Below are 13,092 nucleotides of genomic sequence, written 5' to 3' on the forward strand. Positions count from 1 at the left end.
TACGTCATGTGTGGAACGATGAAAGCGATTGTTAAAAAAGAAAGCGCTTACGGAGCGGCGATGATGGAAATGCCGATTCCAGAAATAAGTGATCATGAAGTGCTCATCCAGGTAAAGGCTACATCGATATGCGGAACGGATGTGCATATTTATAATTGGGATGATTGGGCGAAGGGGAGAGTCAAAGCACCGTACATTTTTGGTCATGAATTCACAGGGGAAGTTGTCAAAACGGGGAACCAAGTCTCACGAGCAAAAGTAGGGGATTTTGTATCGGCTGAGACGCATATTGTCTGTAATCAGTGTTATATGTGTTTAACGGGTCAGCAGCATTTGTGCAGCGAAACGAAAATTTTAGGGGTAGACATTGATGGCTGTTTTGCTGAATATGTCAAAGTACCAGAACAAAATGTGTGGCATAATCCAGCTCAAATGCCAGTGGAACTTGCATCTATTCAAGAACCGCTTGGAAATGCTGTTCATACAGTTCTGCATACACCTGTTTCAGGAAAGTCAGTGGCGATTTTTGGCTGTGGTCCCATTGGTTTAATGGCGATTGCGGTTGCAAAAGCCTCCGGGGCTGTCCAAGTGTTCGCTGTTGATAAAAATGAATACAGACTGGATCTTGCCCGTAAAATGGGTGCAGATCATATCGTGGATATCGGAAAAGATGATCCTGTTGCCATGATTAAGCAGCTCACGCGGATGGAAGGGGCAGACGTGATGTGTGAGATGTCAGGACATCCCGTTGCGATTAATCAAGCACTCGAAGCTTGTGCAAATGGAGGGAAAGTGAATATACTAAGTTTGCCAGAGCGGCCGGTAACCATTGACATTACGAATCAAATTGTTTTTAGGGGATTAACCGTGCAAGGGATCACGGGGAGAAAAATGTTTGAGACGTGGCGTCAAGTATCCGAACTTTTAAGAACGAATACCATTGATGTACAGCCGGTTGTCACCCATACGCTGCCATTTGAAGATTTTGAAAAGGGATTTGAACTCATGAGAAATGGTACGTGCGGGAAGGTCGTACTGATCATGCCATCATATCAAAGGGGGACGAAATGATGAAAGAATTTACGTATTTACAAGATGAATTGGACACAATGAAGCAGCAAGGCACCCATCAAACACTGAAAGAAATCGATTCCAAACAATCTTCCACGGTGACATTAAATGAACAATCCGTCATACAACTCTCTTCAAATAACTACTTAGGTCTCACCTCACATCCAAGGCTGATGAAAGCGGCAAAAGAGGCGATTGATGAATTCGGTGCTGGAACAGGATCTGTACGAACCATTGCTGGAACGATGACAATGCATGAACGGCTTGAAAAAAAGCTCGCAGCTTTTAAAAAGACAGAGGCAGCCCTCGTATTCCAATCAGGCTTTACGACCAACCAAGGGGTCTTATCCAGTATTCTCACAAAAGATGATATTGTCATTTCAGATGAGCTGAACCATGCCTCAATCATCGATGGGATTCGCTTAACAAAGGCAGATAAAAAAGTATATGCTCATTCTAATATGGAAGAGCTTGAGAAAATTTTAAAGAAATCGATGAATTACCGCGTCCGTCTTATCGTGACAGATGGTGTTTTCTCAATGGATGGAGATATTGCACCGCTTCCTGAGATTGTAAGACTTGCAGAAGCATATGATGCCTTTGTGATGATAGACGATGCCCATGCGTCTGGAGTACTTGGTGAAAATGGGCGCGGAACAGTGAATCATTTTCAACTTGACGGCAGAGTGCATATTCAGGTTGGCACACTTAGTAAGGCAGTTGGTGTGCTAGGCGGTTACGTCGCTGGTTCTGCCGTTTTAATCGACTATTTAAAGCATAAAGCAAGACCGTTTTTATTCAGCACCTCACATCCGCCGGCTGTCACAAGAGCCTGTGAAGAAGCCATTGAAGTGCTGTTAGACGAACCGGAGCGCATTGAAATACTTTGGGAGAACGCGGCCTATTTTAAAGAAAAAGTCATCGGTCTTGGATTTGAGGTGGCACCAACAGAAACGCCTATTATTCCGATGATGATTGGAGACGAGGCACTCACTTTCCGTTTTTCAAAAGCATTAATCGAGCGCGGCGTTTTCGCTCAAGGCATTGCTTTCCCAACTGTAGCGAAAGGAAAAGCGAGAATTAGAGCCATCATCACAGCAGAGCACACAAAAGAAGAGCTTGACCGTGCACTGACAATCATCGAAGAAGAAGCAAAAAAACTGAAGATACTTGATTGAGAGAGCTGAGGCTCTCTTTTCTTTTGCGCTAATCTTTCCATATTTCATCAAATCTACCGTTTGTTATGTATAATGTATGTAAAAAGATCTATTGAGGTAAGTGGTGAGACAAATGTTATTTAATAAAAAAGATTTTCATGAACAATTTTTAGATTATAAGAACAAAGGGAGAACAGATAAAAATCACCCTTTTCACAACATGTTTAATAAAGAAATCCCAAACAACATTCGTTATGAATTAGAAAAACGCCATATGAGGAATTTGGATAGGATCGATATTAAAGCATCTACAGGAAATGGAAAAGTTGCAGAATGTTTTTGGATTGCACTTTTAGACAAGAGATTAACCTCAAATCCTAATTCTCAAAAAACAACGACACAAAAAGGGATATTTATTGTTATTTTATTCGCTGAGAATGGGGAAGATTTTTATTTAACAATTGAAACTGGAACTGAAAATTTATCTCTATCTGAAATTAGGGAAGAGGCAGCCATTTGGAGGGAAAGGCTACAGCCTGAATTAAAGCATCATAAAAGACTAGAGGGCTTTCATATAGGTGATTTTCATTTGGGTAAATCATTAAGACCTAAAAAATATGTAGCAAGCTCATTGATCTTTAAAAAGTATAATATTGATCATTTTGACCATCACCAATTAATACAAGATATCAATTCTTTAAATGAGTTTTTTTATGATTTTGTTTACGAAGTATATTTGGATCAGGACCTTATTCCAAAAGTGGAACATCAGAACAAATTTAAAAGAAAAAGAATCATTCATAGAGATGTTTATAAACAATTAAGAGAAGAAAGAGCAAAGCAAAATGAAGAGACAGGTAGAATAGCAGAGAAATTTGTTTATCATAAGGAAGTAGAGCAATTAAAAGCAGTGGGACGGGAACAATTAGCGGAAGCTGTCGATTGGGTAGCTGAAACAGAAGATGGTCACGGATTTGATATTAAATCTTATTACCCTGATGGAAAAGAGAAGCTTATAGAAGTAAAAGGATCTAAGTTGACTCACCATGACTTTCCATTCTTCTTATCTGAACAAGAAAGAATGGTAGCAGAAGAAGAAAAAGAATCATATGTAATTACTTTAGTTGAGAGTGTCGGTACACAGCAGATGAAGATTGTCAAAGAAATACAAAATCCTTTAGGAAAAGACGATCTCCGTCTGAAGCCTACTCAATATTCATGCAAAATTCGTGTGGATTGAAAAGTGTGGACACATATGAATTTATTTTCAATTCACGACAAAATAGTCTATACTGTAGGGTGGAGCTTGGTTTGAAAGGAGTACAAATTCATGAATGAAGAGCAGAGAAAAGCGAGCGGACAAGTAAGTTCATCGGACAAAAAATCCGAGAAGGACTACAGCCAATATTTTGAAGCTGTGTACATTCCGCCTTCCTTAAAAGATGCAAAAAAACGGGGTAAAGAAGAAGTCGAATACAATCAATTTCAAATTGACGAGCGGTTTAAAGGGTTAGGGAACGGCCGCAAGTTTTATATTCGCACATATGGCTGTCAAATGAATGAGCATGACACAGAAGTGATGGCTGGTATTTTTATGGCGCTTGGTTATGAACCAACAAATTCGACTGAAGATGCGAATGTTATCTTATTAAACACTTGTGCCATTCGTGAGAATGCAGAAAACAAAGTGTTTGGAGAGCTTGGTCATTTAAAAGCATTAAAGCGTGAAAAGCCAGATTTAATCTTAGGCGTTTGCGGATGCATGTCGCAAGAAGAATCTGTCGTTAACCGTATTTTAAAGAAACACCCATTTGTTGACTTGATTTTCGGTACCCACAACATTCACCGCCTGCCAGAGCTATTATCTGAATGCTACCTTTCAAAAGAAATGGTCATTGAGGTTTGGTCTAAAGAAGGCGATGTGATTGAAAATCTTCCGAGAGCCCGCCAAGGAAAAATTAAGGGCTGGGTGAATATTATGTACGGTTGTGATAAATTCTGTACATACTGTATCGTCCCTTACACGCGCGGTAAGGAAAGAAGCCGCCGTCCGGATGAAATTATTCAAGAGGTCAGACGCTTAGCAGCAGAAGGATATAAAGAAATTACCCTTCTTGGTCAAAACGTGAATGCGTATGGAAAAGATTTTGAAGACATGGAATATGGTCTTGGTCACCTAATGGATGAGCTGCGTAAAATCGATATTCCACGTATCCGTTTTACAACAAGCCACCCGCGTGACTTTGATGATCACTTAATTGAAGTGCTTGCCAAAGGCGGTAACCTTCTCGACCATATTCATTTGCCGGTTCAATCAGGAAGTTCTTCTGTGCTGAAACTCATGGCAAGAAAATACGACCGTGAACGTTACCTTGACTTAGTGCGCAAAATCAAAGAGGCAATGCCAAATGCTTCATTAACAACGGACATTATCGTTGGGTTCCCAAATGAAACAGATGAGCAGTTTGAAGAGACGCTTTCCCTCTATCGTGAGGTTGAGTTTGATGCGGCTTATACGTTCATTTACTCTCCAAGAGAAGGAACACCAGCAGCCAATATGAAAGACAACGTGCCAATGCGTGTGAAAAAAGAACGTCTGCAGCGCCTGAATGCACTCGTAAATGAAATTTCTGCGAAAAAAATGAAGGAATATGAAGGGCAGACTGTCGAAGTATTAGTAGAGGGTGAAAGTAAAAACAACCCTGAGATCCTAGCCGGATATACAAGTAAAAGCAAGCTTGTGAATTTTAAAGCACCAAAAGAAGCGATTGGCAACATCGTCAAAGTGAAAATCACACAAGCCAAAACTTGGTCTCTTGACGGAGAAATGGTTGGAGAAGCTATCGAGGTGAATTAAAATGACGCTTTATTCAAAGAAAGAGATTGTCGAGCGCGCAAGAGAGCTCGCAAAAATGATTTCTGAAACAGAAGAAGTTGATTTCTTCAAAAAAGCAGAAGCGCAAATCAATGAAAATACAAAAATTGCAGCGATCATTAATCAAATTAAGGCGCTTCAAAAGCAAGCTGTGAATTTAAAGCATTATGGCAAACATGAAGCCTTAAAACAAGTGGAAGAAAAAATTGATGCCCTGCAAGAAGAACTGGATGAGATCCCAGTGATTCAAGAATTCAAAGAATCACAAACAGAGGTTAATTCCCTGCTTCAGCTTGTAGCGCACACGATTTCTAATCAAGTAACGGATGAAATCATTCTTTCAACCGGCGGTGACCTCTTATTAGGAGAAACCGGTTCAAAAGTGAAAAACTCATCCCCAAGTTGCTCCATTAAATGAAAAAACCCCGCAGATGCGGGTTTTTTTGTTTTCTGATGTAAGAATTGCATACCTTCTTTCTCCTTCAGCTTCCATCAATCCCAATCTCTCACTCTCCAACTTTTCCAATTTTCAAGGCAAGTTTATGGGCGACCATGCATACACTGAAACAGAAATGAATTTAATTGAACATGAGACTCAAAATCGTGACACACTAGACGAATGCCCAGCATAAGATAAAACGATCAAGAACAAGGAGGCATGCCGGAATGTCTGAATACAGAGAAATTATTACAAAAGCGGTGGTTGCAAAAGGGAGGAAATTTACCCAAAGCACACACACCATTTCTCCATCGCAAAAACCAACCAGCATCCTAGGCGGTTGGATCATTAATCATAAGTATGATGCTGAAAAGGTCGGTAAAACAGTTGAGATTGAAGGTACATTTGATATTAACGTGTGGTATTCTTACGCAGACAACACGAAAACCGAAGTGGTCACAGAACGTGTAAAATATGTAGATATCATCAAACTGAGATATAAAGATAAAAACTTCCTTGATGATGAGCACGAAGTGATTGCGAAAGTCTTACAGCAACCCAATTGCTTAGAAGTCACCATTTCTCCAAATGGCAATAAAATTGTCGTTCAAGCAGAGCGTGAATTCATTGCTGAAGTAGTAGGGGAAACCAAAATTGTTGTAGAAGTCAATTCAAGCTGGAAAGAAAAAGATGATCACGAATGGGAAGAAGAAGTGGATGAGGAATTAGAAGATATTCATCCAGAATTCCTCGCGGGTGATCCAGAAGAGTAATTGATGACTAGGGCGCATATCCCCCTAGTTTTTTTGTGCCTTGATCTAGGGAAAAAAGGTGAATTTTTATGCTATAATGAAAGATGGTATGAATTCGAAAGTAATATAGTGAGGGATTAGAAATATGGCAAGTTATACGCCCATGATACAGCAATATTTAAAGATCAAGGCAGATTACCAAGATGCCTTTTTATTTTTTCGCTTAGGCGATTTTTATGAAATGTTTTTTGATGATGCAAAAGAAGCAGCACAAGAATTAGAAATTACGTTAACAAGCAGGGATGGCGGCACGATTCCAATGTGTGGTGTTCCATATCATTCTGCGTCTGCATACATAGAACAACTGATAGAAAAAGGCTATAAAGTCGCCATTTGTGAGCAGGTGGAAGACCCTAAAACAGCAAAAGGTGTGGTCAAAAGAGAGGTCGTTCAACTGATTACACCAGGTACGGTCATGGATGGCAAAGGACTGAATGAAAACGAAAATAACTTTATCGCGTCTGTTTCCAGCTTTCAAAATGGCTACGGTCTTGCGCTTTCCGATTTATCAACAGGTGAAAACATGGCGGCTTTCATTGAACGGTTAGATGAAGTTGTGTCTGAAATTTATTCTGTCGGTGCAAAAGAGATTGTGGTATCAAAGAAGCTCGATGAAGAAACGGTGAAAACCCTGAAGGAACGCTGCCAAGCGACCATCTCATACGAAGATAGCGATGAATTAATAGATGAAGCTGAACGACTCGTTTCTCATCTTGACGAGCATCTGAAAATAGCATTTTTAACACTCTATGCATACTTAAGAAGAACGCAAAAAAGGAGTCTTGATCATCTTCAGCAAGTTCAAGTATTTGAGCTTGAACAAACGATGAAAATTGATCTTTACTCAAAAAGAAATCTTGAATTAACAGAAACCATCCGTTCAAAAAGCAAGAAGGGTTCTTTATTATGGCTCTTAGATGAAACAAAAACGGCAATGGGCGGAAGATTGCTGAAGCAATGGATTGATCGTCCGCTCATCCGCCTTTCACAAATCAAAGAACGCCAGGAAATGGTGCAAATTCTGATGGAACATTTCTTTGAACGAGAGGATCTGCGAGAACGTTTAAAGCAAGTGTATGATCTTGAACGTCTAGCGGGCCGTGTGGCATTTGGAAATGTGAATGCCCGTGATCTTATTCAATTGAAAGAATCTCTCAAACAAGTGCCGGCTATTAAAGAGCTTGTCCATTCTCTCCCAGAGGGTATGGCGAAATCTAGAGCAAATAACATTGACCCATGCGGTGATTTACTTGATTTATTAGAAGATGCCCTTTATGAGAATCCACCGATGACGTTAAAAGAAGGCAATTTGATTAAAGACGGCTACAATGCAAAATTAGATGAATATCGTGATGCGAGCCGAAACGGGAAAGATTGGATCGCTCGTCTTGAACAGCAAGAAAGAGAATATACAGGCATTCGATCGTTGAAAGTCGGCTTTAATAAAGTGTTTGGCTACTATATCGAAGTGACCCGTGCAAATACGCATTTATTAGAAGAAGGCCGTTATGAAAGAAAACAAACCCTTGCCAATGCAGAGCGGTATATTACACCTGAATTGAAAGAAAAAGAAGCCCTTATTCTTGAGGCGGAATCAAATATTAGTGAATTGGAATATGAACTATTTTCTGCGCTTCGGGAACAAGTAAAAGCCTATATTCCTAGATTACAGTTGCTCGCAAAACAAATGAGTGAGCTTGATGCGCTGCAATGCTTTGCGACTGTGAGTGAAAAGCGGCGTTATGTCCGCCCTGAATTTTCATCAGATGAAGTGGAAGTCATTGATGGTCGTCATCCTGTTGTTGAAAAAGTGATGGATCATCAAGAGTATGTGCCGAATGACTGCCAAATGGGCAAAGGGAGACAAACCTTGCTCATTACTGGTCCGAATATGTCAGGGAAAAGCACATATATGAGACAAATGGCATTGATCTCGATTCTTGCGCAAATTGGCTGTTTTGTGCCAGCATCAAAGGCAACCCTTCCGATTTTTGATCAAATCTTTACACGTATTGGGGCGGCAGATGATTTGATTTCTGGTCAAAGTACTTTTATGGTAGAGATGCTCGAAGCAAAAAATGCGATGGTGCATGCGACAAAGAACAGCTTGATTTTATTTGATGAAATTGGACGCGGGACAAGCACTTATGATGGAATGGCTCTTGCACAGGCAATCATTGAATTTGTGCATGATCATATTGGAGCCAAAACGCTTTTCTCTACCCATTATCATGAACTGACGGTACTGGAATCCCAATTAAGCGAACTGAAAAATGTCCACGTACGAGCAGAAGAACATGAAGGGACAGTTGTTTTCTTACATCAAATCAAAGAAGGAGCAGCGGATAAAAGCTACGGCATCCATGTAGCGCAGCTTGCTGAACTGCCTGATGCGATCATTGATCGAGCCCAGACCATCTTAACGGAGCTTGAGAGCGGATCACATGAAGTGATTCCGCGCGTCTCTAAAGCCCCGAAAAAAGAAGTGGCTGAGGAAAAACAGCAGCTATCTTTCTTTGAAGTGGAAGAAAAACCGCAAACAAAACCTGTGCTGAAAAACAAAGATCAAGCAGTGATCGAAGAATTAAAGTCATTTAATTTAATGGATATGACACCGCTTGAAGCGATGACAAAGCTATATGAATTGCAAAAGAAATTATAATGTAAGGTGAGGTGAGCAAGAAATGGCAAAGATTATTCAGTTATCCGATGACCTATCAAATAAAATTGCAGCAGGTGAAGTGGTCGAACGCCCGGCTTCTGTTGTGAAGGAGCTCGTGGAAAATGCGATCGATGCTAGTAGTACTGTCATTGAAATCGATGTAGAAGAAGCAGGACTTTCTTCTATTAGAATTATTGATAATGGGATGGGAATCGATGCTGAAGATTGTAAGCTCGCCTTTCAGCGTCATGCGACGAGTAAAATCAAAGATGAAAATGATCTGTTTCGTGTCAGGACGCTCGGTTTCAGGGGGGAGGCGCTGCCAAGTATTGCCTCCGTCTCTCACTTAGAAATGAAGACAAGTACCGGTGAAGGTGCTGGAACACACTTAGCTCTCCAAGGCGGGAAGATCATTTCGGAGAAAAAAACCTCTGGCCGTCGCGGCACCGAAATTGTGGTCACCAATTTATTTTATAATACGCCAGCCCGTCTAAAATACATGAAAACTGTTCATACGGAGCTTGGCAACATTTCTGATGTTGTGAACCGAATTGCACTTGCTCATCCAGAAGTGTCGATTCGTTTGCGACATCAAGGAAAAGTGCTGCTTCAAACAAATGGAAACGGAGATGTGCGGCATGTGCTTGCGGCCATTTATGGAACGGCAGTGGCCAAAAAAATGCTGCCACTACATGTACAATCACTTGATTTTGAAGTAAAAGGCTATATTTCCTTACCAGAAGTGACAAGGGCATCACGTAATTACATGTCTTCTGTTGTCAACGGCAGATATGTCAAGCATTTCCCGCTGGTGAAAGCCATTCATGAAGGATACCATACACTGCTCCCAATCGGACGCCATCCGATTACATTTATTGAGATGAAGATGGACCCAATTTTAGTCGATGTGAACGTACATCCTTCTAAACTTGAAGTAAGACTAAGTAAAGAGCAGGAACTTCATGAGTTGATCAAACAAGGGATTAAAGACGTCTTTCAAAAGCAGCAGCTTATTCCAAGTGCTTCAGTGCCAAAAAAAGCACCAATGCCAGCAGTGAAAAATGAGCAGCAGTCTTTATCTTTTGATTCTAAACAAACAATGAAAAGCCGAATGGAAACACCTGCTTCCTATGAGCCGGACTCGCTCGAATCGGCTGTATACGAGACCAGTCAGAACGACACATACGGGGTGCGTGAACCGGAAAGTACGGAAGCGACTTTACCAGCATCGTCTGAAGAAACGTTTGACCATGTATATGTAGAGGAATCTGCAGCTTCGCATGAACAACATGACGAAGTGATACTGGAAGAGAGTGAAGCCCAGCATCAGGCTGAAAGTGAACGTGTCCCTGTGATGTATCCGATTGGACAAATGCACGGAACGTATATTTTGGCTCAAAATGAACGCGGTCTTTATATCATCGATCAGCACGCTGCCCAAGAGCGAATCAAGTATGAGTACTTTCGTGAAAAGGTAGGAGATATTGAACAGGAAGTGCAAGAAATGCTTGTTCCATTAACCTTTCACTACTCAAAAAATGATATGTTGATTATTGAAGAGCATATCGATATTTTAGCAAAAGTAGGGGTCTTCTTAGAGCCATTCGGATCAGGCAGCTATATCGTTCGATCGCATCCGCAATGGTTTCCTAAAGGAGAAGAGGCTGAACTCATCGAAGAAATCATTCAGCAAGTACTTGATGAAAAGCGTGTGGATATCAAGAAACTGAGAGAAGAAGCGGCGATCATGATGAGCTGTAAAGGCTCGATTAAAGCAAATCGTCATTTGCGTCACGATGAAATCAAAGCTTTATTAGATGAACTCCGGCAAACACAAGACCCATTTACATGTCCGCATGGCAGGCCGATTATGATTCATCATTCCACATATGAAATGGAGAAGAAGTTTAAGCGGGTGATGTAGCTAGGTTTGAGATGGTGGGTGAATCGGTTTGCCCACCAATTAATTTTTCAATCCGATAGTCTATTTCGTGTTTTTGTGATGTGAAGATAAACATCCGCTGTCATGTTGTAAGGATAACCCCTTTCCTCAAATGGATAGGGGTTTTTGTTATTTGGTTATACGATTAGGTGAAGCGTGATATGATTGTAAAAAGGAGGGAATATGATGACATTCAAAAAAGCGTTCAATATAGGTTACTTTGTTTTGCTTTTATCTTTTGTTGTCGTATATTTTTTGCTTCCAGTCGATCAACTATTTACCGCAATTATGATCCTAACCTTACTATTTGGCGTATATCAATTTGTGATTTTTAAAAAACTAAAAGAGCAAAAATAACAATAAAAAACGCCATATATGGGTTTGCCAACTAAATGATGACAGACCATATTGAGATATGGTGTAACAATTATATAAAATGCAGTAAGCACAGCGGCAAGACATGTGATAAATGAGAAAAAGCGCTCTAAGAGCGCTTTTTTGTTTAGCATCCGCAAGGATTAGGCGGTGTGACGACAACTGGCCGTTTATTAATATCAATCGTATCCTCTGCATAAAATGTGGAACCGATGCTGATCGCACGATTTTCTGCGCGGAACGTATATGTACCTGCAGCAGGAAGTACTTTATGAGAAAGTTGTAATGTATATTGGGAACTTCCGAATAAATCGAAACGAGCTGGAATGCGGACAGTTTTTCCATTGTTCAAAATGTAACTGTCTTTTAAAGCTTTTCCATTGATAATATCCTTTGTTGTGGCTTGAAAACCTGCTGGTAAAGTAAATTCAACTGCACCAATACTTAGAACAGAATTTGGACGGTAAGTCAGGTCAATGTCAGAAAAAGACCATTCTTGTTTACTTGCTCCTGTGATTTTTGCATAAAGGGCAGCTGGCCTTGCATTCGTTGAAGCTTTGCTTTCCTCTGTTTTAGCCCCTTCAGCTGATGCGGCTAGCGGTACTGAGAGTGCCATGACCAATGTAAGCATCCCCATCATAATCATTGTCCATGTTTTCTTCATTTCTTCCTTCCCCCTTGGTTGATTATAGGTAAATAATAGATGATTACATCCATTATTTACCTATAAGGTTACCATATTCCTATATGTCATTAAATGGTATTTTATACCCTTATTTTGCTTGTTTTTTAGTAATAACGTGGTAGGAATGCATTTGGTTGGTTCATTCCGTAAGCATTTCCTGTCATATGATGATTTGCAGGCATCATCATTTGCATATCATGATAGCCGTATGGATGGTAGGGAGCCATACCATAACCGCCGTAGTGACCGAAGTGATGGTGATCGTTCATCTGTACATTTGAATAGGGTTCATACTGCTTCGTAAAAGGGGAATAGGCTGAATGATGATGCGGGTGGTGTCCGCTATAAGCATCTTTTTTACCGGTATGATAATGATTTGGCATATTCATATGGTCATGCATGTTTGGTGCGATCATATGCTCATGATTGGCTGTATACACATTTTCAAACGTGTGATAGGGGTTTCCTTGATGGTAATGGTTGGTTTGGTTATTCATATTATTCATTTTGTATCTCATCCTTTTTTTCAGGTTGCCATATCTTATGAGTTGCACCTGTTTCATGAGCCTATCCATATGAAAGAAAAGAACGACATGTAACAAAAAAACCGGCTTTTCAGCCGGGAAAACAAAAAGCAGGTGCAGCGTCAAACACTAAAATGAGAAGCTATGTCTTTTTCTGCGACGCTTCTTACATCTGCTGCAGACACTTTTAGGAAAATAATGGGGATCGTAGCTTCTTGACGTATCCCAAAAATCGCTCTCAAACCAATCATCTTTTTTATGATAAAACTTCTTTTTTTCACACGGATCAATATGGTGATGATCGTCATGCTTTTTATAGCATTTTGAGTGGGAATGTTTGCTCTTGCATTTGCACATTGTCATCCCTCCTAAATGTGACTCAATGCTAGTATATGCAAGAAAGGTGTACGAGGACTGGATGGTGGCGCTCCTTTTGTAAAAAAAGGCTAATTCTTTAAAAACTCAAATAAAAAGAATTGACTAGTGCTAAATTAACATGATAAAATATAAATTTTTATCCTCTGCTGAAATGTGTTATAATGATATTGTG

Annotated in this window: 11 protein-coding genes; 9 read left to right on the forward strand and 2 right to left on the reverse strand. The window is 40.2% G+C overall.

Going from position 1 to position 13,092, the window contains the following annotated elements; genetic code table 11:
- Positions 1 to 6: 6 nt before the first annotated feature.
- The 9 genes from tdh (at position 7) to AC0VYC_RS08445 (ending at position 11,315) form a co-directional block, all read left to right on the forward strand.
- Complete coding sequence (gene tdh / locus AC0VYC_RS08405) at positions 7 to 1,071, forward strand: L-threonine 3-dehydrogenase (protein ID WP_335350584.1); 1,065 nt, start codon at positions 7 to 9, stop codon at positions 1,069 to 1,071.
- On the forward strand, positions 1,071 to 2,249 hold the full coding sequence (locus AC0VYC_RS08410; RefSeq protein WP_475390032.1) for a glycine C-acetyltransferase: 1,179 nt from the start codon (positions 1,071 to 1,073) through the stop codon (positions 2,247 to 2,249). Before tdh ends, AC0VYC_RS08410 begins: the two co-directional genes overlap by 1 nt.
- 112 nt (positions 2,250 to 2,361) lie before the next feature.
- A complete protein-coding gene (locus AC0VYC_RS08415; RefSeq protein ID WP_335350582.1) occupies positions 2,362 to 3,468 on the forward strand; it encodes an MrcB family domain-containing protein in 1,107 nt (368 codons plus the stop codon).
- 90 nt (positions 3,469 to 3,558) lie between these two features.
- Positions 3,559 to 5,085 carry a tRNA (N6-isopentenyl adenosine(37)-C2)-methylthiotransferase MiaB gene (miaB, locus tag AC0VYC_RS08420; RefSeq protein WP_335350581.1) on the forward strand — a complete coding sequence of 509 codons (1,527 nt, stop codon included), beginning with the start codon at positions 3,559 to 3,561 and terminating at the stop codon, positions 5,083 to 5,085.
- A gap of 1 nt (position 5,086) precedes the next feature.
- Complete coding sequence (ricA, locus tag AC0VYC_RS08425; RefSeq protein WP_008344661.1) at positions 5,087 to 5,521, forward strand: regulatory iron-sulfur-containing complex subunit RicA; 435 nt, start codon at positions 5,087 to 5,089, stop codon at positions 5,519 to 5,521.
- A 248-nt stretch (positions 5,522 to 5,769) separates the two neighbouring features.
- Positions 5,770 to 6,315: an outer spore coat protein CotE gene (gene cotE, locus AC0VYC_RS08430; RefSeq protein ID WP_007499466.1), complete on the forward strand. Its 546-nt coding sequence runs from the start codon at positions 5,770 to 5,772 to the stop codon at positions 6,313 to 6,315.
- 124 nt (positions 6,316 to 6,439) lie between these two features.
- Positions 6,440 to 9,016 carry a DNA mismatch repair protein MutS gene (mutS, locus tag AC0VYC_RS08435; RefSeq protein ID WP_159159635.1) on the forward strand — a complete coding sequence of 859 codons (2,577 nt, stop codon included), beginning with the start codon at positions 6,440 to 6,442 and terminating at the stop codon, positions 9,014 to 9,016.
- Between the two features lie 22 nt (positions 9,017 to 9,038).
- Complete coding sequence (gene mutL, locus AC0VYC_RS08440; RefSeq protein ID WP_475389901.1) at positions 9,039 to 10,940, forward strand: DNA mismatch repair endonuclease MutL; 1,902 nt, start codon at positions 9,039 to 9,041, stop codon at positions 10,938 to 10,940.
- A 201-nt stretch (positions 10,941 to 11,141) separates the two neighbouring features.
- Complete coding sequence (locus tag AC0VYC_RS08445; RefSeq protein ID WP_155720697.1) at positions 11,142 to 11,315, forward strand: hypothetical protein; 174 nt, start codon at positions 11,142 to 11,144, stop codon at positions 11,313 to 11,315.
- A 145-nt stretch (positions 11,316 to 11,460) separates the two neighbouring features.
- On the opposite strand, the gene bslA is transcribed toward AC0VYC_RS08445, so the two are convergent.
- Complete coding sequence (gene bslA / locus AC0VYC_RS08450) at positions 11,461 to 11,997, reverse strand: biofilm surface layer hydrophobin BslA (RefSeq protein ID WP_024720390.1); 537 nt, start codon at positions 11,995 to 11,997, stop codon at positions 11,461 to 11,463.
- A 125-nt stretch (positions 11,998 to 12,122) separates the two neighbouring features.
- On the reverse strand, positions 12,123 to 12,524 hold the full coding sequence (locus AC0VYC_RS08455) for a hypothetical protein (RefSeq protein ID WP_186316899.1): 402 nt from the start codon (positions 12,522 to 12,524) through the stop codon (positions 12,123 to 12,125).
- Between the last annotated feature and the right edge of the window lie 568 nt (positions 12,525 to 13,092).

It is taken from the genome of Bacillus sp. iso_77 (genome assembly GCF_056173625.1).

Coding starts and splice junctions, on each gene's coding strand:
- tdh (WP_335350584.1), top strand. CDS start 7: ATGTGTGGAACGATGAAAGCGATTGTTAAAAAAGAAAGCGCTTACGGA.
- AC0VYC_RS08410 (WP_475390032.1), top strand. CDS start 1,071: ATGAAAGAATTTACGTATTTACAAGATGAATTGGACACAATGAAGCAG.
- AC0VYC_RS08415 (WP_335350582.1), top strand. CDS start 2,362: ATGTTATTTAATAAAAAAGATTTTCATGAACAATTTTTAGATTATAAG.
- miaB (WP_335350581.1), top strand. CDS start 3,559: ATGAATGAAGAGCAGAGAAAAGCGAGCGGACAAGTAAGTTCATCGGAC.
- ricA (WP_008344661.1), top strand. CDS start 5,087: ATGACGCTTTATTCAAAGAAAGAGATTGTCGAGCGCGCAAGAGAGCTC.
- cotE (WP_007499466.1), top strand. CDS start 5,770: ATGTCTGAATACAGAGAAATTATTACAAAAGCGGTGGTTGCAAAAGGG.
- mutS (WP_159159635.1), top strand. CDS start 6,440: ATGGCAAGTTATACGCCCATGATACAGCAATATTTAAAGATCAAGGCA.
- mutL (WP_475389901.1), top strand. CDS start 9,039: ATGGCAAAGATTATTCAGTTATCCGATGACCTATCAAATAAAATTGCA.
- AC0VYC_RS08445 (WP_155720697.1), top strand. CDS start 11,142: ATGATGACATTCAAAAAAGCGTTCAATATAGGTTACTTTGTTTTGCTT.
- bslA (WP_024720390.1), bottom strand. CDS start 11,997: ATGAAGAAAACATGGACAATGATTATGATGGGGATGCTTACATTGGTC.
- AC0VYC_RS08455 (WP_186316899.1), bottom strand. CDS start 12,524: ATGAATAATATGAATAACCAAACCAACCATTACCATCAAGGAAACCCC.